Raw genomic sequence first — 24,526 nt, 5'->3', positions numbered from 1 at the left:
GGGCTTTTTTGAATCTCGCAAAGACGCGAAGTCGCAAATTTTTTTTGCTTCATGCCGATTTAACAGATTTATTTTAAGTATTGATTATCTATGACTTTAAATTAATCTTTGCGACTTCGCGTCTTTGCGAGATTAATTTATATCTCTTTTAAAGAAAAAATTGCAAATCACTGCAAAACCGTTCCATATCTTCATAGAATAATCTTCAAAATCGTTTTTCCTCATCAACTTTGGCTTATTCTTATGAAACATTTCCTTAAATTTGCTTCCTTATATATAAAAAATACAATAGTTATAAAAATCAAGCTATGTTACAAATCGCATTTATTAGAGAGAATCAGGAGAAAGTAATCAAGGCTTTAGCAAAACGAAATATCGATGCTAAAAGCGTTGTTGAAGAAGTGGTGCAACTAGACGAAAACCGTCGTGCTACACAAGTTGAATTAGATAACACTTTAGCCGAATCTAATAAATTGTCCAAAGATATAGGCGAATTAATGAAAGCGGGTGAGAAATCTAAAGCCGCAATCTTAAAAGAAAAAACCGTTTCATTAAAAGAAAAAAGTAAAGAATTAGGCGAAAAAGCAGAAGCTTTGGCTGTCGAATTGACTCATAAATTATACACGTTACCAAATCTTCCGGCTGATATTGTTCCTGAAGGAAAAACTCCGGATGACAATTTGAATGTTTTCGAAGAAGGAGATATTCCGGTTTTGCATGAAGGTGCACAACCTCACTGGGAATTGGTGAAGAAATACGATATCATCGATTTTGAATTAGGAGTAAAAATTACTGGAGCAGGATTTCCGGTTTACAAAGGAAAAGGTGCTCGTTTGCAACGTGCCTTAATCAATTACTTTTTAGATAAAAATACTGCTGCAGGATATAACGAAGTGCAAGTTCCGCATTTGGTAAACGAAGCTTCAGGTTACGGAACAGGACAATTGCCAGACAAAGAAGGACAAATGTATCACTCAACAATTGATGATTTATATTTGATTCCAACGGCTGAGGTTCCGGTTACGAATTTATTCCGTGATGTTTTATTGAGTGAGACTGAATTACCGGTTTTATATACAGCATATACGCCATGTTTCCGTCGTGAAGCAGGTTCTTATGGAGCACACGTTCGTGGATTAAACCGTTTGCACCAATTTGATAAAGTAGAAATCGTACGTGTTGAACATCCAGATAAGTCTTATGAAGCACTTGACGGAATGGTAGAACACGTAAAAGATATTTTGAAAGAATTGAAATTGCCATACAGAGTTTTACGTTTATGTGGTGGCGATATGGGATTCACATCGGCTTTGACCTATGATTTTGAAGTATTTTCTACGGCGCAGGATCGTTGGTTAGAGATTAGTTCAGTTTCTAACTTTGAAACTTTTCAGGCAAATCGTTTGAAATTACGTTTCAAAGACAAAGACGGAAAAAACCATTTGGCACACACACTTAACGGAAGTTCATTGGCATTACCAAGAGTTTTGGCAGGAATATTAGAAAATTACCAAACTCCGGAAGGAATCGTAATTCCAGAAGTTTTACGCCCTTACTGTGGATTTGATATTATAAATTAAGAATAAAATAAAGTTAATAGTCTCAGTCGCAGTTTTCAGTTTTTTAACTGCGACTGCGACTGAATACTTTTAAAAAATACCATATATGAATGGAATACTAAACTGGAATGTAGATCCAGTTATTGTGATGATAACGGATAGTTTTCCTTTAAAATATTATGGTGCTCTTTTTGCTTGCGGGCTTTTGCTGGGTTATTATATTGTACGAAATATTTACAAAAAAGAGCATTTATCGATAGACAATCTCGATAGTTTACTCGTATATGTAATAGTTGGAACAATTTTAGGCGCACGATTAGGACATTGCTTTTTTTATGAGCCGTCTTATTTTTTGCAACATCCAATAGAGATTCTTTTGCCAATTCAGAAGGTCGCCGGAGTTTATAAATTTGTTGGTTATCAAGGTTTGGCAAGTCACGGAGGATCAATTGGAGTTTTGATTGCGATGGTTTTATATTGTCGCAAATACAAAGTTAAGTTCTTATGGCTTTTGGATAAAATGTCAATTGGAGTTCCTGTTACGGGAGCTTTTATCAGATTTGGGAATTTTATGAATTCTGAAATCTACGGAAAACCAACGAACGGAAATTGGGGAGTTGTTTTCGAAAGAGACGACATGATTCCAAGACATCCAACGCAATTGTATGAAGCATTTGCGTATTTGTTGATTTTTGTAATTTTATATTGGATGTATAAATCCGATAAAATTAGAAAAGCCGACGGATTAATTTTCGGATATTTCCTAACATTATTGTTCTTAGCCAGATTTATAATTGAATATTTTAAAGAAAATCAAGAAGCGTGGGAAAACAGTATGCCAATTAATATGGGGCAAATATTGAGTATTCCATTTATTTTAATTGGTTTAGCTTTGATAGTTTGGAAATCGAAAGAAAATAAGGTAGCTTAGAACTAGTATTCAGTCGCAGTCTCAGTTTGATTGCATTGAAAACTAAAAAAAAAGACTGAATTATGAAAAACATCTTTATCTATATCGTTCTGTTGTGGTCTACTTTTGCATTAGCACAAAATGAGCAACTTGCGCAATATTACTACGATAAAGGTGATTTCGAAAAAGCTAAAATCAGTTATGAAGAGCTTTTAAACAGCGCACCATCCAATACACAATATTTTTTAAGAACCGTAGATTGTTATCAGCAATTGCAACAATTTGATGTGGCTCAAAAAGCCATTCAGGAACGGTTTAACAGATATAAGCAAGGTGTTTTTTTAGTGGAATTAGGATATAATTTCCAATTACAGAAAAACGACGCTAAAGCTAAGAATTACTACGAACAGGCGATCGAAAAAATCAAAACCAGTCCGAATGATGTTTACGGAATCGGAAATTCTTTTGAGAAAAAAGTGTTGCTTGAATATGCTTTAAAAGCATATCAAACGGCAATGCAGGTTCAGCCGAGTTATAATTTTAATTTTCAAATAGGAATGCTTTATGGACAGTTAGGAAAAACGGATCAAATGATCGAACTTTTATTAACAGAATCCTATAATAATCCTCAGAATGCTAATTTAATTCAGACGCAATTATCGCGTTTTATGAGTGGTGAAACAGATAATACCGCTTTTAAAGATGCAATGCGTAAAGCTTTAATCCTGAGAACTCAAAAAGATCAGGATGTATTTTGGAATCACTATTTAAGTTGGTTTTATGTACAGCAAAAAGAATTCGGAAAAGCCTTTATTCAGGAAAAAGCCATTTACAAACGTGAACCCGAATCTCTTTCAAGTATTGTAAATTTAAGTCAGTTTGCAATGAACGAAGATGATACGGATACGGCAGAAGAAATCCTGAATTTTATCCTTCAAAATACCAAAGATTTGGATTTATTAATGCAGACGAATTCGTATTTAATGCAAATTAAAATCGACAAAGCACAGGAAAAAGACTATCCAATTATCAATGCTGAGTTACAACAATTGCTCACAACCTATGAAATAACTCCTTTTACCTTATCTTTGCAAATAATTCAGGCGCATTTCCTGGCTTTTAATCTAAAAAAGACGGAAGAAGGCAAGGCAATTATTAAAAAAGCGCTGGAATTAAATTTGAATGATTATCAGGAAGCAGATGCAAAAATGGAGTTGGCAGACATCTTGCTTTTGGAAGAAAAATACAATCAGGCGTTGATTTATTATTCGCAAATTCAGTTGGATTTAAAGAATGATGTAATGGCGCACGAAGCAAGTTTAAAAGCTGCAAAAACGAGTTATTATAAAGGCGATTTTGAGTGGGCTTTAAAACAATTTAAAGAGTTGAAAGCAGCAAATACACAATTGATTGCCAATGATGCTCTTGAATATTTTTTATTGATTAATGATAATACAGTTGCAGATTCGACACAAACGGCTTTAAAGCAGTTTGCAAAAGGTGATTTTTTGATGTATCAGAATAAAAAACCGGAAGCAATTGCGCAGTTTCAGAGCATTCTGAAAACCTATAAAGGACAAGAAATCGAAGCCGTGACATTGTTGCGTTTAGGTAAAGTTTATGAAAGTCAGAAAGATTATAATTCGGCTTTAAGCCAATACCAACAGATTATTGACAATCATAGTGACGGAATTTATGTAGATGAAGCGCTGTTTTTTTCGGCAGAGATTTACAACGATGAATTGCAGGATATAGAAAAGGCAAAACCTTTGTATGAGAAGGTAATTTTTAACCATCAGGATAGTATTTACTTTGTTGATGCAAGAAAAAAATACCGACAATTAAGAGGAGACAAGAATTTATAGTTTGGTTGAACAGTTTATTCGGTTAAACGTTTAACCGAACAAATGATTAAAAAAGAATTACCAATATGAGGATTTGTTTTTAAGAGTCTGGAAAGTAAAAAAGCTCAGAACCTTAGAACCTTAGAATCTCAGAACCTTGAAAAGAAATGATTATTTACAACGTTACCACTAATATACACGAAAGCGTTCACGACCAATGGTTAAAATGGATGCAGGAAAAACACATACCGGAAATTCTGGCAACTCAAAAGTTTTCTTCGGCACGAATTGTAAAAGTTTTGGTGAATGAAGAAATGGGTGGAATTACTTATTCTGTTCAATATGTTACCGATAGCAAAGAAACTTTAGAGAAATATTATATCGAAGATGAACCGGAATTTCACAGAGAAGCTTTGGGATTATTTGCCGATAAAATGCTTTCTTTCAGAACGGAATTAGAAGTGATTTCGGAACATTAGGATCGCCCGCCGATTTTACGGATTAAACTGATTTACGCAGATTATTAGATTTTAAAATTTGCGGCAAAACATAAAAATAAATAAAACTTTGCATCTTAGCGCCTTTGCGGCAAACTTGGTAAGAAAGAAAAGTTTAGTGTCTTTGTAAAAAAGGCAAAACAAAAAGATGAAATGGAAAAAGTAAAAGCCAAAAAACATTTAGGACAACACTTCCTGAAAGACGAAAGTATCGCTAAAGCAATTGCTGATACTTTAAGTTTAAAAGGATACGATGAGGTTTTAGAAATAGGACCAGGAATGGGTGTATTGACTAAGTATTTGCTTGACAAACCAATTAATACACACGTGATTGAGATTGATGGAGAATCTGTGGTGTATTTGGGTGAAAATTATCCAAAACTAAAAGATAAGATTATCTCTCAGGATTTCCTGAAATACAATATAAACGAGGTTTATGAAAATAAACAATTCGCTATTATTGGGAATTTTCCCTATAACATTTCTACGCAAATTGTTTTTAGGACTTTAGAATTTAAACATCAGATTCCGGAATTTTCGGGGATGTTTCAAAAAGAAGTTGCTGAAAGAATATGCGAGAAAAAAGGCTCAAAAGCGTACGGAATCTTATCTGTATTAGCACAGGCTTTCTATGATACTGAGTATTTGTTTACGGTAGATGAAAACGTTTTTATTCCTCCGCCCAAGGTGAAGTCGGGTGTGATGAAAATGACCCGAAAGGAAGATTATAGCCTTCCGTGTGGAGAAAAGTTGTTTTTTACAGTTGTAAAAACGGCTTTTCAGCAAAGACGAAAAACATTACGTAACAGTTTGAAAACATTAAATTTATCAGATGAATTGCGATTAGACACTATCTTTGATAAACGTCCGGAGCAATTAAGTGTAGACGAATTTATTGTTTTGACTCAAAAAATAGAAGCCGATGGAGTTTAAAATCAGTAAAGAGCTAATTAAACAAATAGCTCAACTCATTCAAGCTAAAAACAACAAAGAGCTCGAGATTTTATTAAATGACATGCATCACGCGGATTTTGCTGAAATCCTTGATGAAATTGACATTGATGAAGCAACTTATATATTCAAGGTTTTAGATAGCGAAAAAACGGCTGAAATTCTTCTGGAATTAGAAGACGATTTACGTGAACAAATCTTAAACCGACTTTCGCCTAAAGAAATTGCCGAAGAGCTGGACGAACTTGAAACCAATGATGCGGCAGACATTATTGGAGAACTTTCAAAAGATAGAAAAGCAGAGGTAATCTCCGAACTTCAGGACGTAGAACACGCAAAAGGAATCGTTGACTTATTGCGTTACGACGAAGATACTGCCGGAGGTATCATGCACAAAGAGTTAGTGAAGGTTAATGAAAACTGGAACGTACTTACTTGCGTGAAAGAAATGCGTATTCAGGCAGAAAATGTTTCCAGAGTACATTCGATTTATGTTGTTGACGATGAAAATAGACTTAAAGGCAGATTATCGCTTAAAGATTTATTGACAACTTCTACAAAAACGCAAATTTCGGATATTTATATTCGAAAATTATATCATGTAAATGTTGAAACGCCAGATGTCGAGGTAGCTCGTATGATGGATAAATATGATCTGGAAGCAATTCCGGTTGTGGATGAATTAGGACGTTTGGTTGGTCGCATTACAATTGATGATATTATCGACGTAATCAAAGACGAAATCGAGAAAAGAGATACTGAAGATATTCAGAAATTCGGGGGATTGGAAGCCTTGGAATTACCTTACGTTCAAACGCGTTTGGGCGAAATGGTTAAAAAGAGAGCTACCTGGCTTGTTGTTTTATTTATTGGAGAAATGTTCACGGCTTCGGCGATGGGATTTTTTGAAGGTGAAATTGAAAAAGCAGTTGTATTGGCATTATTTGTTCCGCTTATTATTTCGAGTGGAGGAAATTCCGGTTCACAAGCAGCGACTTTGATCATTCGTGCAATGGCGTTGAAAGAGTTAACACTAAAGGATTGGTGGTATGTAATGAAGAAAGAAATTGCATCAGGTTTTTTATTAGGCGCAATTTTAGGAATTGTTGGTTTCATTAGAATTATGGTTTGGCAGCAAACTGGTCTTTATGAATACGGCGAACATTGGTTAGCAATTGGAGCAACGGTTTCGCTTTCATTAGTATTTATTGTTTTGTGGGGAACACTTTCAGGATCAATGATACCTTTTTTACTGAAAAGACTCAAACTGGATCCGGCAACTTCATCGGCGCCATTTGTGGCTACTTTGGTAGATGTAACAGGATTAGTAATCTATTTTACGATCGCTTCTTTATTATTAAAAGGAAAACTGCTCTAAGAATAATGTAGATGCATAAATTTTGTGCGGGGTTTGTTTATACGATCACAAATCTTAAATCGTCTATAAAGGAACGCGGATTAAACTGATTCGCTATCGCGAAAATGCGGATCAAAACGGATTTTTCATCTATTATTTTTAAAAATCCGTTTTCATCGGCGTTTTTACTTTTGTAAATCCGTATCATCCATGGTTCTTTCGAAAAGAGTTTGATAGAATAATGCTTTTGAAATAGCTATAATGATTCTTGGCTTTTAGATTTTTGCCACAAATTGATGGATTGCAGTGATTTAATATCTGTAAAATCTGCGTAATTTACATGCCGAAAAAATCTGCTATTACTCAGCCAAAAATAAATCAAAAAACCAACCAAGAATGAAAGTACATATAATTGGAGGAGGAAACCTGGGAGTTTCTATCGCCTTGGGAATTGCAAAGTTCTCTAAAAGTAATCAGGTTACGGTTACACGAAGAAATATCGCAATTATTCAATATTTATCAGAATATGGAATCACGGTTTCATCAGATAATAAACATAATATTCAAGAAGCGGATGTGGTGATTTTAACTATAAAACCATATCAGGTTGATACCGTTTTTGCTGAAATTTTACCTGTAATCAAAGGAAAAACTATTGCATCTGCAGTAAGTGGTTTATCTCTCGATATGCTTCAGGAAAAAACAAATAATGAATATCCGGTAATACGCATTATGCCAAATATCGCGGCACAATTTGGAGAGTCAGCGACTTGTATTTCTTTCCCTGAAAAGGACAGAGAAAAAGCTTTACCAATTGTAGATTTATTTCAGGATTTAGGAACGGCTCCGGTTATTGACGAAAAGTTAATGGATGCTGCAACTGTTCTTGGTGCATGCGGAACGGCATATGCTTTAAGATATATCCGTGCTTCAATGCAAGCCGGAATCGAAATAGGATTTGATTCGAATACAGCTTTGGCAATTGCGGCACAAACTGTAAAAGGAGCTGCAAAAATGTTGTTAGAGGAAAAAGTACATCCGGAACAATTAATCGATCGTGTAACAACGCCTCAAGGCTGCACAATCGTTGGTTTGAACGAAATGGAACATAATGGCTTTAGTTCGTCTTTGATCAAAGGAATCAAAACTTCTTTGAAACAGATTAAAGGTTAGTTTCTAAGAGAAAATCCAACATAAAAAAATCCCAAATTCCAATTATTGAAGTTTGGGATTTTTTTATGGAGTCTCGTAAACCTGAGAGGTTTTTAAAATCTGTCGGGTTTGTCGTTTTAAAGGATGATGCCTAAAGTTTGTGAAACCTTTGTCAAAGTTTTAAACTTTGACAAAGGTAAATATGTGTAAAGAATGATGTTTCTATTGAAGGTTAATAATGCTGTTTTACGTCCTTAGTTTCTGGAATATTCAATTAGATTAGCTACTTCTTCTTTGTTTAGAGTTTTTGAAAATGTCATTTTATGGTAATCAATTCCAAATTCTTCAATTTTTGTACTATCAATTTTATTCTTTTTATTCGTTAACCATTTTACAAAAACTAAAGAATCTACTTTTTGTAATGCTGGTCCTGTAGATCTGGAATGTTTTTTATGGCAAGCTGCACAATTCGCATTAAAAATTTCTTTTCCTTTTGTTGCTTTTTCTGTTAAATTAGGTGTTCCACAAAAGTCAGGAACTGGCATTCTGCAATCAAAAGCTGGCGGAACGTAAGTTTTTATCTGGTAGAATATTACTCCAATTAAGAGAATAATAAGTGTTATTGATGAAAGAAGTATTTGTTTTATTTTTTTCATTTAGCAAAGAAATCATTTAAAAGCTCCAATGACAATTGTGCTGGAATTTGTGATTTTTTATTGTCGTCTTTTTGTTATGCAAAAACCTCAAAATGTTCGACTTTTTCCTCAAACTCCAGGAGAAAGTCATCATCTTCAGGATAATATTTAGCCTTTTCATAATCTTCGCCTGCAAAGTTTTTAATCACTTCGAGGTTCTCCCAATAGGTAATAAGTGTAAAATGAGCTTCGTTGTTTTTGATATTTCTTAAAAATGATAATTTTATAAAACCTGACGTTTTTGAATAGTCAGGAATTGCTGTGTTTTTTATGAATTGAGTATAAGTTTCATAATTTCCAATTCTTGTTTTTCCGTGCCAGATTCTCGCAATCATAATAGTAAGTTTTATTTCTTAATCAACTGTATGTATTTCCTTCCACATTCTGAAATCTTGGTATACGAATTCATAGCATTGCCATAATTCTGAATAGTTATGGTGTCTTTTACATAACTCGCATCAATTCCAACAGGAATTTCTAATGCTTCTTTTGAGTCAGAAATAGAATCAGTTTCATCTTCATTGCTGATGTCACCTTCGTAATCATCCCATTTTATGCCTTCTAAAACAATATATTTTTCTCCGGATTCATTTGTAGAGAAAGTTGCTTTGCCTTTTACTTTTCGAAGTTTAGTTTTTAGAAAATACACATAATCACTTTTTATTTTAGCGATTTCAAGAGAAATTTCGCATTCGTCAGTGCTATTTGGATCTGGTTCTGTTTTGTATAAACCTTCAATAGATTCATCTTTTTTGTTTGTCAAATCGATAAGGACTTCTTTAGAATTGTTTTCGTCTGTGACACTTTTTGATTTATCCTTACAGGCAGAAAATAGTAGAAAAGACAATACTATAATTGTGATTTTATAAAAAGACATTGTCATGTTAAATGGTTTTTTTCTTCGATACAGTATATTTCAAATAAACTAATCCAAAAATTCCGGAAAGTATTGAAGCGATCAAAATAGCGATTTTAGAAAACACAATAGTTTCAGGATCTTTAAAAGCTAAAATCGTGATGAAGATTGACATTGTAAAACCAATTCCGCCTAACATTCCTGCGCCCAGAATATGTGCCCATTTCAGACTTTTAGGCAAAGAACATAATCCCGCACTTACTCCAATAGAAGAGAAAAGTAAAATTCCCAGAGGTTTTCCAATTACTAAACCTAAGATTATTCCAAATGTGTTTGGATGATTCAATCCTTCGTGCCAGTCAGATTCAATAGCGATGCAAGTATTGGCAATGGCAAATAATGGCAAAATGAAGAAAGCAACGGGTTTGTGTAAAAAGTGCTGTAGTTTATACGACGACGAATTCTCGCCACCATCGCCAAACGGAATTACAAAAGCCAAAATAACTCCTGTAATTGTCGCATGAACTCCTGAGTTTAACATAAAATACCACATTACGATACCTCCAATTAAATATGGAATCAGGTTTTGAACTTTCATTCGATTCAAAATAAATAAGATTATCCAAATTCCTAAGGCAATGGCAAGATTTATAAAAGAAATTGTAGTAGTGTAGAAAACGGCAATCACGATAATGGCACCTAAATCGTCAATAACTGCCAAAGCAGTTAGAAACACTTTTAGCGATGATGGAACTTTCTTTCCTAAAAGAGATAAAATTCCGATTGCAAAAGCAATGTCTGTAGCCATTGGGATTCCAGCTCCGTTTTGAGTTGCGGTTCCAAAATTTAAAGCTAGGAAAATTGCTGCAGGAATAAGCATTCCGCCAAGAGCTGCCATAATTGGTAAAGAGGCATTTTTGATGCTGGATAATTCGCCATGATAAATTTCGCGTTCCAATTCTAGTCCAATCAACAAAAAGAAGATTGTCATTAATCCATCATTAATCCAATGTGTGATTGAATGTCCGTTTATATCTTTTTCCCAAAAAGCGATGTATTCTGTCTGAAAAGAAGAATTGGCGAGATAAAGTGATATAATAGTGACAAAGAGTAATAATATTCCTCCTGATTTTTCATTTTCAAAAAAGGCTTTAAAAGTCTTGGTTAGTTTCATATTGGAGGGGAATTATAATTTAGAAAGGATAAATTCATCGAAAGTCGGCGAATCGTAATATTTTCAAAGTTAAAAAAAATTATAGCCAATAAAAAATTCTGAAGGCGGTTAAGATCAAAGTGTTTGTGTCTAATGACTTGAGTATTGTTGTAAAGTCACAATTTTTTGAACTTGAAACCTGAAACTTTTCAGGATTGCTAATAAATAATTAACCGTATTTTTGTTTTATAAAATTAAAAAGTAATGAGCATAAAAATTCTTCACATCGATAGCAATCATCCTATTTTATGGCAACAATTAGAAGATGCCGGTTTTGAAAATCACGCCGATTTTAAATCTTCAAAAGAAGAAGTTGAATCTAAAATTCAGGATTATAACGGAATTGTAATCAGAAGTCGTTTTAAAATTGATAAAACGTTTCTGGATAAAGCTACCAATTTGCAGTTTATTGCCAGAGTTGGTGCAGGTTTAGAAAGTATCGATTGTGATTATGCCGAGACAAAAGGAATTCACTTAATTGCTGCTCCGGAAGGTAATCGCAACGCTGTTGCAGAACATTCTTTAGGCGTAATTTTGTCGTTATTCAATAATTTAAATCAGGCTGATGCCGAAATAAAAGCGGGACATTGGAATCGTGAAAGTAATCGTGGTCATGAACTTGATGGAAAAACCGTTGGAATTATTGGTTACGGAAACATGGGAAAAGCCTTTGCTAAAAAACTTCGTGGTTTTGAAGTAGAAGTTTTGTTTCATGATATTCTGGAAAATATAGGCGACGAAAATGCCAGACAAGTTTCATTGAAGGAATTGCAGCAAAAAGCAGATGTTTTGAGTTTACATCTTCCTTGGACTCCGGAAACGGATAAAATGGTAGATTCTGATTTTATAAATGCGTTTTCGAAGCCATTTTGGATTATAAATACTTCGCGCGGTAAAAATATTGTTACGGCAGATTTGGTTGAAGCTATGAAGGCTAAAAAGATTCTGGGAGCAGGTTTGGATGTTTTAGAGTATGAGAAATTATCTTTTGAAACGTTATTCCAGGATAAAAATACTCCGGAAGCTTTTCAATATTTACTGGAAGCCAAAAATGCCTTGTTGACGCCTCATATTGCCGGTTGGACTTTTGAGAGCCACGAGCGTTTGGCGCAGGTTATAGTAGATAAAATTAAAGCGGTTTATAATAAGTAAATTATTTAAAGACCAAGTTTTGATTGCATTGTAGTTTTTAGAATTAAATAACGAGTTTTTTCTGTAGAATTTTTAGGCTAGAATTAGTTTTTAATGTTAATTTTTAATAATATTGTTTCTAAATAAGGAGTGACCGAAAATCCTAAGAGTAGGACATAACCAATTAATTTTAACTAATAAAAAATGGAAAACGAATTTAAAGAAACGTCTAATAATTTTAATGAACCAATTCCAGTATTTAAAGTAGATCCTATTATGGTATTGCTTTTTGGGTTTTTAACTTGTGGATTATACTTAATTTATTGGAATATTAAAGTATCTGAAGTTTTTAATGCCGTTGCAGGAAGAGAAGTTATCTCACAGCCTATTGCAATTTTTGCAGGATGTTGTATGCCGGTAAATATTTATTTTTATTATTTGGCTGGAAAAGAAGCGTTGCCAAAAGTTTATGAGAAAACTGGAGAGCTTCAAAAAGATCAGTCAACTTTATTAATTGTTTTAGGATTCTTTTTTCCTATTGCAGCAGCAATGATTGTACAAGGTGATATCAACAGATTATACAAATAATAACAGAACAAAGCGTAAAATTTACGGAATTATCGGTGCAGCAATTACACTGATAGTTCCGTTTTTTTTGATGCTTGATAATCATAACAACCATTTAGAATCTGATCAGTCGTTTTGCCCTTTCAAGATGGTTACAGGTTTTCCTTGTCCAGGTTGTGGGATTACAAAATCATTGGTTTATTTTTATCAGGGAGATATTTACAAGTCACTTAGTTATCATATTTTAGGACCTTTTGTTATTGTATTTTGCTGGCTTACTATTATTGTTTTGACAACAGAAATTATAACTAAAAAAGAATATTTTACAAGCCTTTTATATAATAGAAAATTGGCCTACAATCTGGCTTATTTTTTAGCTTTTTATCATTTTATCCGATTGATTCTTTTTGTCAAAAATAATTCGTTTGATGATATATTGCATCAATCCATTTGGTTTTAAAAGACAGGAAAACCTTTTTTAAAGAAGTTTAATTAACTAATAACACTATAAAAATGGAAAACACTAAAACAGAGCATTGGAACAATCCTCCGGTTCATCGTGAAGAGAATAAAAAGGTTGTAGCAGGAATTCTAGCTATTTTATTAGGTTTTTTGGGTATTCATAAATTTTATTTAGGATATACAAAAGAGGGGATTATTCAAATTTTATTGAACATTATATTTGGCATTGGAGGTTTAATTGGTATAATCGAAGGGATAATTTATCTCACTAAAACTGATGAAGATTTTTATCAAACATATCAGGTTGGCCAAAAGCCTTGGTTTTAAAACATAAAAAAATCCCATTTGCCACGGCGAATGGGATTTTTTCTTTTTAAGGATATAATGATAAATATCTTTTTCTTTTGTTTTAATGACTTTTAATGGACGTTTCCAGTTCTTTTGCAAAGTAATTTGCATCTCTTTATAAACGAAGTTTAATTGTTCTCTTTAAAGAGATTTAAATGTATGTCAGGTTATATTTTAATCTCAAAAAATAAAGATTTTGTAAATTGGTTAGGAAGGAACATCCGGACTAGTTTTGAGGAAAAAATTGTAATTAAAAAATCCCATTACGCCATGGCGGAATGGGATTTTAATTTTATAATAATCGCTGTAATTAATCTTCTTTCTCAGATAATTTGCGCTCCAATTCTATTTGAAATTCTTCGATAACCGGTTTCATGGTGCTTTCCGGAATATCTGCGATTCTAATGTACATTAAACCATCGATAGCATTATTGAATAGAGGATCGACGTTAAAAGCAACAACACGTGCGTTTTGCTTGATGTACTTTTTGATTAAAACAGGTAAACGTAAATTTCCCGGTTCTAATTCATCAATGATTTTATCAAACTTATTCAAATCAGATTCTGCTTCATCGAATATAAAATCTTTATCAGCATCTTTCAGTTTTACTTTATAAGCCTTTTTCGGGTGAATATATTGTGCAATATAAGGATCATAGTAATTAGACTTCATGAACTCAATCATTAATGATTTCGAAAAGTCAGAGAATTGATTACTAATACTCACACCACCTAATAAATATTTATGCTCAGGATAACGTAATGTTGTATGAATAATACCTTTCCATAATAAGAACAAAGGCATTGGTTTTTGCTGATATTCTTTGATGATAAACGCACGACCCATTTCGATCGATTTATGCATCATATCATGTAATTCTGGTTCAAATCTAAATAAATCATTCAAATAGAAACCTTCAATTCCGTATTTACGATAAATCTCAGAACCTAATCCCATGCGGTAAGCACCAGCAATTTTTTTAGTTTCATCGTCCCATAAAAACATATGGTGATAATATTGGTCAAATTTATCTAAATCGATAGATTCATTTGTTCCTTCGCCAACTTCACGAAAAGTGATTTCACGCAAACGACCAATTTCGTGCAAAACATTCGGAATAGATTTCGCTCTTGCAAAAAATACCTCGTAATTTTTACTTTGTAACAAACGGCAATCGCTGTTTCTTAGCATATTTACCTCGTCAAGCATTTTAGATTCACTTGCAGGCGTTACGATTTTTTTAGGTGCTTTTGGTATTTTTAAACTTGCAGTATCTAGTAGTTTGCTGTCCTTTTCGAAAGGATTTGCAAGCATGTAGGTTTTCTTTCTTAAAAATTCTGAGTATTCTTCAAACGATTCAATTTCGTTTTGCTCATTTACAGAAATCGGTTTCCCAATACGAACTTTAATCACACGATCTTTCTGCGTAAGCAATTCTGATGGTAATTTTGCAGTTCGCAAAGTATCATCAATTTTAGAAAGCCAATAAAACAACTTACTGTTTTTTGCGTGAAAATAAATTGGAACTACAGGAACTTTAGCTTTACGAATTAACTTCAAAGCGCCTTCTTCCCAAGGTTTGTCTACAACTAGTTTTCCATCTTTATAGGTAGAAACTTCCCCGGCAGGGAAAATTCCCAACGGTTTTCCATCGCTTAAATGACGCAAAGTTTCTTTGATTCCAACAACGCTCGATTTAGCATCCTTATGATTTTCAAAAGGATTAACCGGCATTATATATTTTTTAAGCGGAACAATTCTGTGTAATAAAAAGTTAGCGATTATTTTGAAATTTGGTTCTCTTTCGAGCATTAATTTCAAAAGCAAAATACCATCAATTCCTCCAAGCGGATGATTTGAGATGGTAATATACGCGCCATCTTTAGGTAAACGTTTTAAATCTTCTTCCGGAATTTCGAATTTAATTTCCATTTCATCCAAGATCCCATTCAAAAACGCAACATCCTCTAAATGTTTATTATGATCGTAAATTTTATTAAGGGTAGAGATCTTAAGAACCTTCATAAGAATCCAGCCTGAAAAAGTACCAAGAACTCCGTACTTCTCAACATTTATTGCCTTTGCAACTTCTTTCGCGGTAACTAAACCCATGTACTATTTTTAATTTATTAGAGCAGCGAACAAAGATAACAAAAAACTCTACTTTTCGTTGATTCAAACACAAACTTTCCACTTTTTTATTACATTTGGAATCCTAAAAAAAACACTGATGAAAATTATTTCTTATAATGTAAACGGAATACGTGCCGCAATTACCAAAGGTTTTATCGAATGGCTGCAACATGCTAATCCAGATGTGATTTGTCTTCAGGAAATAAAAGCTACACAAGAGCAAATTCCCGTAGACGACATTACTGCTGCAGGTTATCCGTATCAATATTATTATCCGGCTACCAAAAAAGGCTATAGTGGTGTGGCTATCTTATCTAAAATAAAACCAAACAACGTTGTTTTTGGAACCGGAATTCATCACATGGATTTTGAAGGTCGTAACCTTCGTGCTGATTTTGACGATTGTTCTGTAATGAGTTTATACCTTCCGTCAGGAACAAATATTGAAAGATTAGATCATAAATTTATGTTTATGGATGATTTTCAAACCTACATCAACGAATTAAAACTTACGATTCCAAATCTTATTATTTGTGGTGATTACAACATTTGCCACGAAGCTATAGATATTCATGATCCGGTACGTAATAAAACTGTTTCAGGATTTCTTCCGGCAGAACGTGCTTGGCTTGACGGATTTATGAAGTCTGGTTTCATTGATAGTTTCCGCCATTTCAATAAAGATCCGCATCATTATTCTTGGTGGAGTTACCGTGCTGGCGCCAGAGGAAACAATAAAGGTTGGCGTATCGATTATAATTTGGTAAGCGATTCTTTGCAACATCGTTTAAAACGTGCTGTTATTCTTCCGGATGCTGTACATTCAGATCATTGTCCGGTTTTAGTTGAGATAGAATAAAAGTGGTATTGTTCTTGTTGAGTGAATAGCAGTTTTAAGTGTCAAAATTGACATTGTTATTGTTGTTGAATTTTGACATTGTTAGATTATTAATACCCTCCAAATAAAAAACAGTATGATTAAAAAGGCCTCTATCGGATTACTAGTTGTAGCCATGTCTATGACTTCATGTGTATCCAAGAAAATTTACAACGATCTTGAAACAAAATATTCAGATCTAAAAAAAGAAAATCGCTCAATTGCTGATGAAAATGCAAGTTTGCAAAAATCAAAAAATCAGTTAGAATTAGATCGTGATGCTTTAACAAAAGATCTAAACGATACAAAAGCTGATCTTGCAAAACAAAAAGCGGACTTGGCTGCAGCACAAAATAAATATAAGGTTTTACAGGATTCTTATAATGCATTAGAGAAAAACAGCAATGATGCATTAGAAAGCAATATGGCTAAAAACCGTGAATTGTTAGCGCAATTAGAAGCAAAATCTAAAAAATTAGCCGACGAACAAGCACGTTTGGATAAAACAGCAAGTCGTCTAAACGAACTTGAAGCTATGATTGCAGCAAAAGAAGCTGCGATGAAAAAATTAAAAGAAACTTTATCTAAAGCCTTAAACGGTTTTGAAGGTAAAGGTCTTACTGTAGAACAGAAAAATGGAAAAGTATACGTTTCTATGGAAAACAAATTGCTTTTCAACTCAGGAAGTTGGGCAGTTGGAGTAGAAGGTAGAAAAGCAGTTGTAGAATTAGGAAAAGTTTTGGGTGATAATCCGGATCTTTCGGTTCTTATTGAAGGACACACAGACGATGATCCTTATGCAGGTTCAGGTCCAATTGCAAACAACTGGGATTTATCTACAAAAAGAGCAACTGCAATTGTGGCTATTTTAAGTGAAAACACTAAAATCAACAAACAAAAATTAACAGCAGCAGGTCGCAGCGAATTTTCTCCGCTTGCAAGTAATGCAACTCCGGAAGGAAAAGCTAAAAACCGTAGAATCGAAATCATCTTAACGCCAAGATTAGATGAAATCGCTGAAATGCTTAATAGTATTAATTAAGGTTCTGAGGCACTGAGTTGCTAAGGTTCTAAGATTTTTTATATAGAAAGGCTTGAAGTTTATACTTTGAGCCTTTTTTCGTTTTTAGACTTTCGCGCAAGGTTTTCTAGTGTTTGTAGAAATTGGTGGTATTATTGTTAGAATTGTGTGTAGTCCCATACGGGACATTGTTATTGTGTGTAAACAATAGTCTACCGATATTTAATCTCTACGAGATAACTTGAAACACTAAGTATTTTAGAATGCTTTTAATCTTGTAATAAGTTATCTGAGAAAATACAATTTTGAGAAATACTCCGTTAGGAGTTAAATGTTGGTAGAAAAATGTTGGTAAAAAAGAAAAGCCACCCCGAAATGTTGTCCCGTAGGGACTATACATGTTTCGTGAAATTAAAAAAAAGTATGAGATATTTAGAAAAGCAAAAGATAGTTAATCCAAATTTTTTAGAAGAAAAGGACTTATTCTTGACAGAATATAATAAAATGGTGGAAGCAGGCTTGGATGATGTAAAATATAATAGATTAATTTCGAAAGATGATCTGGAGAGAGAAATGTTAGATTGGGATAATGATTAGATGTAATTGAATTTACATTCTTATTCTTTTTTTAACTTTTTTCAGATTTCCGTTTGAAAAATTCTCGTCGTATATTTGAGTTTTATAATTATTAAGCTGAAAGCTTAGAAAAAAAACTTAGCGACTCAGATCCTTAGCAACTTAGAACCTCAAAAAAAAATGAAATACACAACATTACCCAACACGGATATAAAAGTTAGTAAAATAAACCTCGGAACGATGACTTTCGGGCAACAAAATACCGAAGCGGAAGGACATCAACAAATGGATTATGCACTTGAAAGAGGCGTTAATTTTTTTGATACTGCCGAAATGTATTCTGTTCCGGCACGTGAAGAAACTTACGGAAGTACAGAGAAAATAATCGGAACCTGGTTTAAGAAATCGGGAAATCGTGACAAAGTGGTTTTGGCATCTAAAATTGCGGGCCCAAATCCGAATTTCACGTATATGCGTGAAAAGGGAGATTTTTCTCCGGAAAGTATTAAATATGCTGTAGAAAATAGTTTAAAACGTCTGCAAACAGATTATATCGACTTATATCAAATGCATTGGCCGGAAAGATTGACGAATTATTTTGGACAACGCGGATTTAAAGATCATGATGCAATTTGGGAAGATAATTTCAGAACCGTTTTAGAAACTTTTGACGAATTAATCAAAGAAGGAAAAATAAAACACATTGGAGTTTCTAACGAAAATGCTTGGGGAATGATGCGTTTTCTGGAAGAAAGCAAATATCACAACTTACCAAGAATCAAAACGGTTCAAAATCCTTATAACTTATTGAATCGCCTTTTTGAAGTTGGTTCTGCCGAAGTTTCTAAATATGAAAATGTTGGTTTATTGGCTTATTCTCCTTTGGCTTTTGGAGTTTTAACGGGTAAGTTTTTAACTGGAGAAGCACATCCAAACGCGAGAATCAATCTTTTTCCGCAATACACACGTTATAATAGTGAACAATGTACACAGGCAACAAAATTGTATCAGGAAATCGCTCATAAACATGGTTTGACTTTAACCGAACTGGCAATGGGTTTTGTGTTGCAACAACCGTTTTTAACGAGTGCTATTATTGGTGCAACAACAATGGAACAATTAAAAGAAAACATCGATACAATTGATGTGTTTTTATCAAAAGAAATTTTAACTGAGATTGCTGCAGTTCAGGCGATAATTCCTGATCCTGCACCGTAAGTTATTATGTCGCGAAGACTTGGTTGATATTTATTTAATCTCGCAAAGACGCAGAGTCGCAAAGTTTTTTTCATAGCCCCTAGCTTCAGCTAGGGGAATAAGATTGATATAAAAAGGGCTTTAGCCAAACTGTATTGTTTGGCTAAAGCCCTTTTTATTTGCTTTATATTTTCATCCAGCTGAAGCTGGACGCAATTCAACTTAACAGCCAAACTTTGCGACTCTGCGTCTTTGCGAGATTAAATAAAACCTCGTGTCTTTGTGTCTTCGGTAACCTACAAATCAAATTCGTCGCTAATAGATAAAGAATCTGCTGGAACTGCTGTAGAATCCGGAGCTTTAATACGTATCAATGAACGGGCATTTCCTGATATATAAACAGGTAATTGACCAAGTGTGTCTTCGGGAATTAATAAACCACGACGGAACATTAAGTTTCTCAAGAATTTTTGATTCTTTACTGCGAAATCTTTCAAATTGCCCTGATCATTAAACTGATACATGAATTTTCTAGGTTTCGGAATAATCGTTGCCAAAAACAAACATTCATCAACATTTAAAGCCGAAGGACTTTTTTGGAAGTAGAAATGACTTGCTTCGCCAATTCCGTATACATTTGGTCCCCATTCTATGATGTTGAAATAAACTTCGAGCATTCTTTCTTTGCTTACAACTCGATTGTTTTCAAGAATATAAACCAATAAGATTTCTTCTAACTTTCGCGAAAGCGTTTTTTCGCGTGTCAGGAAAACGTTTTTAATTAGCTGCATACTAATTGTGCTGGCGCCACGAGAAAACTTTTTAGTTCTGATATTTTTTAGAATAGATTGTTTGAAAGCTTCATTTATAAAACCGCGATGTGAGAAGAACGATGGATCTTCGGTCGTAAGAACGCATTTTCTTAAATAAGGCGAAATCTGATCTAATGGCGTATAATTAGGATTTGCATTTCCAACCAAAACCGGACGTTGCAACACATTTTGAATAATGGCGCGATAGACAAATTCACCGTTTAATTTATTTAAATCGGCTTCGCCATATTTGGTGATTTTTAAATCTTCCTTGTTTAGTTTACTGTCAAAAACTAAAGTATTCGGTTTGTTTTTATTGAATTTGAAATCGAGTTTATAATCAAAATTCCCGGTTGCTTCCATTCCCTGAAAGTGTGTAAACAATCCGTCAGGCAATGAAACGATAAAATCCTGCGCTTTCATCTTCGGAATATTGACTCTTAAGGTATAAGTCGTATCTTTTTCAGTATCGTAAGAAACGTAAGGATGCAATTTTATCTTGTTCAATTGCATAGTCGAAGTGCTGTCTATCGAAATAAAATCATTCCCCAATAAAAAACGATAATCAAAACGTGCATTTTTGATTACTACATCTTTGCTGGCAATTTTTGGGTGATTGATTTTTAAATTAGTGATCGAAGTATAACCGTCGATATGCAATTCGCTTCCGTCTTTTTCTATGTTTTGAACATTTAATCGGATCGAATCAAAGCTTGCTTTTAGGTTGTAACGCTCGTCTAAATAAGGAACACGGATTGCGCCGGTATCTAAATTAAAGAATCGGATATCTGCTTTTTTGTTTCTTGGATCTGCAAAACCTTTTATGTTCCAGCGCTGATCAAAATCTTTGCTTTGAACATGAAGATTGGTTTCGAGTTGTTTGTTGTCTAAAACAAGTTTATTGATCGCAATAGAAGTCTTTTTACCGTTATCGTCAATTCTGAAGTTTAGATTTTTCAAATCCATATCAGTCGGAACCAAATTCAGTAATTTTGAAATAATACGATATGCAAAAGCAGCGTATTTTCTTTTTTCATTTTTGTCAGTATCTGATTTGTCTTTTTTTAGAAAAGCATCAAAATTTCGGATATTTCCTTTTTTAACCAATTGTATGTATCCGTTATCAACTCTTAAGGTTCCAACCTGAACATCTCCAATTAATAAATTGGCTAAACTTATGCTTGTTTCTATTTTATGAATATGACAAAGAGTGTCCGCATTTTTAGGAACCAAAATAACGTCTGTTAATTTAATTCCGGATAAACCTTCAAATGAAGCTGATTTTACAGAAAATGTACTGTTATAATCGACAGCCATTTTGTGCGTAACTTTAGCAATAGCTTGTTTTAAGAGCGAATCACGAAAGTAGTAAAGTCCAATTAAAATTAAAACCAATACTACAGCAAGTATTTTTAAGGCTTTAAATATTTTTTGTTTTGGAATATTTAGTTTTGGAAATTTCATAAAGTATATTTATAAAAATATTATCCAAAAAGAATACTGGCAATATCTTCAATTTTAGCAACAAGCTCAATTTTGATTCCAGTGTTTTTTAAGGCTATTTTATTGTACTTAGATACAAATATAGTGGTGAATCCTAATTTTTCGGCTTCCTGAATTCTTTGATCAACGCGATTTACAGGTCGGATTTCTCCCGAAAGTCCAACTTCGCCTGCAAAACAGAAACCTTTAGTAACTGGAATGTCTTCGTTTGATGATAAAATAGCCGCAACAACCGCTAAGTCAATTGCAGGATCATCAACAGAAATTCCGCCGGTAACATTCAGGAAAACGTCTTTTGCGCCTAAACGAAATCCGGCTCTTTTTTCTAAAACTGCCAGAATCATGTTTAGTCTTTTGGCGTTGTAACCAGTCGTGCTTCGTTGTGGCGTTCCATAAACTGCAGTACTTACCAATGATTGTATTTCGATCATTAGCGGACGCATTCCTTCCATGGTTGTGGCAATTGCAGTTCCTGACATTTCTTCGTCTTTGTGCGAAATCAATATTTCTGACGGATTAGAAACTTCTCTTAATCCGCTTCCAAGCATTTCATAAATTCCCAATTCGGCAGTTGAACCAAAACGGTTTTTTAAGGAACGCAGGATTCTGTAAACATGATTTCGATCTCCTTCAAACTGTAAAACGGTATCGACCATATGTTCCAGGATTTTTGGTCCGGCGATGTTTCCGTCTTTTGTGATATGTCCAATTAAAATAACCGGAATATTAGTTTCTTTAGCAAATTTGATCAATTCGGCAGTAGTTTCTCTAATCTGAGAAATACTTCCGGCAGTTGATTCGATATAATCGGTATGTAAAGTCTGAATCGAATCGATAATGACAATTTCCGGCTGAATCGCTTCAATTTGTTTAAAGATGTTTTGCGTTTTAGTTTCCGTTAGAATATAGCAATTATCGCTATTTGGCGTTATTCTTTCGGCACGCATTTTTATTTGTTTCTGACTTTCTTCACCAGAAACATAAAGTGTTTTATAAGGTAACTTTAGTGAGATTTGAAGCAAAAGTGTACTTTTTCCAATTCCAGGTTCACCACCCAAAAGCGTTAAAGATCCCGGAACAATTCCGCCACCAAGAACACGATTTAATTCGCCATCTGTTGTATCCATACGGATTTCCAGCGCCGAATCAATTTCGTTGATTTTTAAAGGTCGAGGAGCTTTACCCGAAGGAGTCGGTTCGCTTTTCCAGGCTACTTTTTCCTGTTTCTGAATAATTTCTTCCGCAATTGTATTCCATTCTTTGCACGCATTGCATTGCCCTTGCCATTTGGCATATTGGGTTCCGCAGTTTTGACAAAAAAAAGAAGTTTTAACTTTTGACATTATTTGGTCTTTTTTGCAAGTGTATTCATTTCGTCGATTTTCTCGTACATCAAATCTTTATTCAAATCTCCAATTGGCTCCATTTGCGAAGCGTTTTGGTATTTTTTTGAAGCATGTTTTGGATCGCCCATTTTTTCATACATCAATCCTAATTCATATTCTCCAAGCATCGCTTTTGGATAATTTACATTTCCAATTTCGGCCATTTTTCCTAATTCGTCGTAAGCATTTCTCTTTAAAATAATGTTTTCGATTACTTTAAAGTCGCTCATTCTAACCGGAATCTGAACTCCCATAACTTTAGACATCATGTCGTATTTGTTTTGAAGATAATCAGCATAACCAGTTTGAAGAACGGCAATTTTATCATTGTATTCTGCAGAATTTATTGGTCTGTAAACTTCAAAAATCTGATATAATGCGCTCGGAATTGAATGTAACACTTCTGTATAATGAGTTGTTCCTTTGAATAATTCGTATTTATAGTTTACTAACGGATTATTTGCGATTTTAATATTACTGTCTAATTTTTCTATTGGTTCTTTAATTTTTTTGATGTCGCCATCAGCAGCAGAAAGGTAATAGAAGAATGGTTGTGTTACTTTGGCAAATTTTTCCGGAATACGAACTTCCATTTTTGGAGCAAGTTCCGGGCTTAAACAAATATAGGCGTTAAAAAGCGGTTCTTCTTTATATAAATAAAAATTGATAAAACTCGCTGTAATATCATGACCTGCAATAACTCTGAATGGAGATGTGCGGTATTTTTTTTCGATATAAGGAACTAATTCGGCTCCGATAAATTCAAAAAATTTAGCTCCTTTTTCAAATGGTAAACCTGTATTTTGATCAATTGTTGAGTCGTCTTCACGTTCTCCATCTTTATTTTGGTGAACACCAATGATAATCATCTCAGGTAAATCGTCCCAATAGGTTCCGTAACTTAAAGCTCCTGAAAATGGATCGAATAAATAATCGCCGTCCAATAAATAAAGAACCGGATATTTTTTGTCTGGATTAGATTCGTAAGAAGCAGGAAGTCCGATGGTTATTCTTCTTTCTTCTCCAAGTTTCTCAGATTGAATGTTGTCGAATTTTTTCTGCGAAAAGACAGAAATTGAAATAAAAAGGATTAGTAAGTAAACTTTTTTCATGATTTGTGGCATTTCAGTGAATTAAAAAGTATTGAAATAGTGTAGCAATATAGTACTTTATTTGCTTTTTTGTCAATGAGAAAGTTTAAAAGACATCAAAATTATAATGAAAATTTGTTTTATCCGGATGAATACAAAAACCTGCTCAGCAATATAAAATATTTTGTATTGACTATTGTTTTAAACGCAAAGTGTGCTAAGATATTTTTATATGGATTTTAAATAAAAACACAAAGTTCGCAAAGCTTTATCAATTTAGCTTTGCGAACTTTTGAGTTTAAATTTCTCTCTTTATTTTTAGAAAAAAGGAATCTTGTTTGTTCAAAATAATTTTGACAAATAATATTAAGAATAAAGTGTAAAAGAA

General features: G+C 33.7%; 23 protein-coding genes. 15 read left to right on the top strand and 8 right to left on the bottom strand.

The window, feature by feature from the left end; translation table 11 throughout:
* Window positions 1–308: 308 nt before the first annotated feature.
* From serS to proC, 7 genes are all read left to right on the top strand, one after another.
* Window positions 309–1,580, top strand: a complete 1,272-nt coding sequence (gene serS, locus CLU81_RS11720; protein ID WP_099709966.1) for a serine--tRNA ligase — start codon at window positions 309–311, stop codon at window positions 1,578–1,580.
* Window positions 1,581–1,665: 85 nt separating this feature from the next.
* Window positions 1,666–2,490 (top strand): prolipoprotein diacylglyceryl transferase, encoded by an 825-nt coding sequence (lgt, locus tag CLU81_RS11715; RefSeq protein ID WP_099709965.1) that lies wholly within the window; start codon window positions 1,666–1,668, stop codon window positions 2,488–2,490.
* A 62-nt stretch (window positions 2,491–2,552) separates the two neighbouring features.
* The gene (locus tag CLU81_RS11710; protein WP_099709964.1) at window positions 2,553–4,334 is read left to right on the top strand and encodes a tetratricopeptide repeat protein; all 1,782 of its coding nucleotides are present in this window, start codon (window positions 2,553–2,555) and stop codon (window positions 4,332–4,334) included.
* 146 nt (window positions 4,335–4,480) lie between these two features.
* On the top strand, window positions 4,481–4,792 hold the full coding sequence (locus tag CLU81_RS11705; protein WP_099709963.1) for a DUF4286 family protein: 312 nt from the start codon (window positions 4,481–4,483) through the stop codon (window positions 4,790–4,792).
* Window positions 4,793–4,963: 171 nt separating this feature from the next.
* The gene (gene rsmA, locus CLU81_RS11700; RefSeq protein ID WP_099709962.1) at window positions 4,964–5,743 is read left to right on the top strand and encodes a 16S rRNA (adenine(1518)-N(6)/adenine(1519)-N(6))-dimethyltransferase RsmA; all 780 of its coding nucleotides are present in this window, start codon (window positions 4,964–4,966) and stop codon (window positions 5,741–5,743) included.
* The gene (mgtE, locus tag CLU81_RS11695) at window positions 5,733–7,139 is read left to right on the top strand and encodes a magnesium transporter (RefSeq protein WP_099709961.1); all 1,407 of its coding nucleotides are present in this window, start codon (window positions 5,733–5,735) and stop codon (window positions 7,137–7,139) included. Before rsmA ends, mgtE begins: the two co-directional genes overlap by 11 nt.
* A 375-nt stretch (window positions 7,140–7,514) precedes the next feature.
* Window positions 7,515–8,291, top strand: a complete 777-nt coding sequence (proC, locus tag CLU81_RS11690; protein ID WP_099709960.1) for a pyrroline-5-carboxylate reductase — start codon at window positions 7,515–7,517, stop codon at window positions 8,289–8,291.
* A gap of 233 nt (window positions 8,292–8,524) precedes the next feature.
* Here proC and CLU81_RS11685 read toward each other — a convergent pair whose 3' ends face one another.
* From CLU81_RS11685 to nhaA, 4 genes are all read right to left on the bottom strand, one after another.
* Complete coding sequence (locus CLU81_RS11685) at window positions 8,525–8,926, bottom strand: cytochrome c (RefSeq protein WP_099709959.1); 402 nt, start codon at window positions 8,924–8,926, stop codon at window positions 8,525–8,527.
* A gap of 74 nt (window positions 8,927–9,000) precedes the next feature.
* On the bottom strand, window positions 9,001–9,300 hold the full coding sequence (locus CLU81_RS11680; RefSeq protein ID WP_199174563.1) for an antibiotic biosynthesis monooxygenase: 300 nt from the start codon (window positions 9,298–9,300) through the stop codon (window positions 9,001–9,003).
* A gap of 11 nt (window positions 9,301–9,311) precedes the next feature.
* Window positions 9,312–9,848: a hypothetical protein gene (locus CLU81_RS11675; protein WP_233209696.1), complete on the bottom strand. Its 537-nt coding sequence runs from the start codon at window positions 9,846–9,848 to the stop codon at window positions 9,312–9,314.
* Between the two features lies 1 nt (window position 9,849).
* Window positions 9,850–10,995: a Na+/H+ antiporter NhaA gene (gene nhaA, locus CLU81_RS11670; protein ID WP_099709957.1), complete on the bottom strand. Its 1,146-nt coding sequence runs from the start codon at window positions 10,993–10,995 to the stop codon at window positions 9,850–9,852.
* A 243-nt stretch (window positions 10,996–11,238) separates the two neighbouring features.
* Between nhaA and CLU81_RS11665 the strand changes: the two genes are divergently transcribed.
* From CLU81_RS11665 to CLU81_RS11650, 4 genes are all read left to right on the top strand, one after another.
* Entirely contained in the window at window positions 11,239–12,186 is a 948-nt protein-coding gene (locus CLU81_RS11665) for a 2-hydroxyacid dehydrogenase (protein WP_099709956.1), read from the top strand.
* A gap of 183 nt (window positions 12,187–12,369) precedes the next feature.
* On the top strand, window positions 12,370–12,753 hold the full coding sequence (locus CLU81_RS11660; RefSeq protein ID WP_099709955.1) for a DUF4234 domain-containing protein: 384 nt from the start codon (window positions 12,370–12,372) through the stop codon (window positions 12,751–12,753).
* Complete coding sequence (locus CLU81_RS11655) at window positions 12,728–13,192, top strand: DUF2752 domain-containing protein (RefSeq protein ID WP_099709954.1); 465 nt, start codon at window positions 12,728–12,730, stop codon at window positions 13,190–13,192. Before CLU81_RS11660 ends, CLU81_RS11655 begins: the two co-directional genes overlap by 26 nt.
* A gap of 53 nt (window positions 13,193–13,245) precedes the next feature.
* On the top strand, window positions 13,246–13,521 hold the full coding sequence (locus CLU81_RS11650) for a TM2 domain-containing protein (protein WP_099709953.1): 276 nt from the start codon (window positions 13,246–13,248) through the stop codon (window positions 13,519–13,521).
* Window positions 13,522–13,852: 331 nt separating this feature from the next.
* On the opposite strand, the gene CLU81_RS11645 is transcribed toward CLU81_RS11650, so the two are convergent.
* A complete protein-coding gene (locus CLU81_RS11645) occupies window positions 13,853–15,655 on the bottom strand; it encodes a lysophospholipid acyltransferase family protein (RefSeq protein WP_099709952.1) in 1,803 nt (600 codons plus the stop codon).
* A gap of 118 nt (window positions 15,656–15,773) precedes the next feature.
* Between CLU81_RS11645 and CLU81_RS11640 the strand changes: the two genes are divergently transcribed.
* The 4 genes from CLU81_RS11640 (at window position 15,774) to CLU81_RS11625 (ending at window position 19,368) form a co-directional block, all read left to right on the top strand.
* Entirely contained in the window at window positions 15,774–16,535 is a 762-nt protein-coding gene (locus CLU81_RS11640) for an exodeoxyribonuclease III (RefSeq protein WP_099709951.1), read from the top strand.
* A 115-nt stretch (window positions 16,536–16,650) separates the two neighbouring features.
* Window positions 16,651–17,595: an OmpA family protein gene (locus tag CLU81_RS11635; RefSeq protein ID WP_099709950.1), complete on the top strand. Its 945-nt coding sequence runs from the start codon at window positions 16,651–16,653 to the stop codon at window positions 17,593–17,595.
* A gap of 402 nt (window positions 17,596–17,997) precedes the next feature.
* Complete coding sequence (locus CLU81_RS26785; RefSeq protein WP_158235328.1) at window positions 17,998–18,171, top strand: hypothetical protein; 174 nt, start codon at window positions 17,998–18,000, stop codon at window positions 18,169–18,171.
* Between the two features lie 159 nt (window positions 18,172–18,330).
* Window positions 18,331–19,368 (top strand): aldo/keto reductase, encoded by a 1,038-nt coding sequence (locus CLU81_RS11625; protein ID WP_158235327.1) that lies wholly within the window; start codon window positions 18,331–18,333, stop codon window positions 19,366–19,368.
* 275 nt (window positions 19,369–19,643) lie between these two features.
* Here CLU81_RS11625 and CLU81_RS11620 read toward each other — a convergent pair whose 3' ends face one another.
* Genes CLU81_RS11620 through CLU81_RS11610 form a run of 3 tightly spaced genes read right to left on the bottom strand, consistent with a single transcriptional unit; the run spans window position 19,644 to window position 24,159 of the window.
* Window positions 19,644–21,623 (bottom strand): transglycosylase domain-containing protein, encoded by a 1,980-nt coding sequence (locus CLU81_RS11620; protein ID WP_099709948.1) that lies wholly within the window; start codon window positions 21,621–21,623, stop codon window positions 19,644–19,646.
* Window positions 21,624–21,643: 20 nt separating this feature from the next.
* On the bottom strand, window positions 21,644–23,005 hold the full coding sequence (gene radA / locus CLU81_RS11615) for a DNA repair protein RadA (protein WP_099709947.1): 1,362 nt from the start codon (window positions 23,003–23,005) through the stop codon (window positions 21,644–21,646).
* Window positions 23,005–24,159, bottom strand: coding sequence for an alpha/beta hydrolase (locus CLU81_RS11610; protein ID WP_099709946.1), 1,155 nt, complete (start codon window positions 24,157–24,159; stop codon window positions 23,005–23,007). Before CLU81_RS11610 ends, radA begins: the two co-directional genes overlap by 1 nt.
* Window positions 24,160–24,526: the final 367 nt, after the last annotated feature.

Origin of the sequence: Flavobacterium sp. 9, from assembly GCF_002754195.1 — a bacterium.
GTDB lineage: Bacteria > Bacteroidota > Bacteroidia > Flavobacteriales > Flavobacteriaceae > Flavobacterium.
Note: the sequence above shows the minus strand (reverse complement) of the source record. Positions and strands in the feature narration are given on the sequence as shown.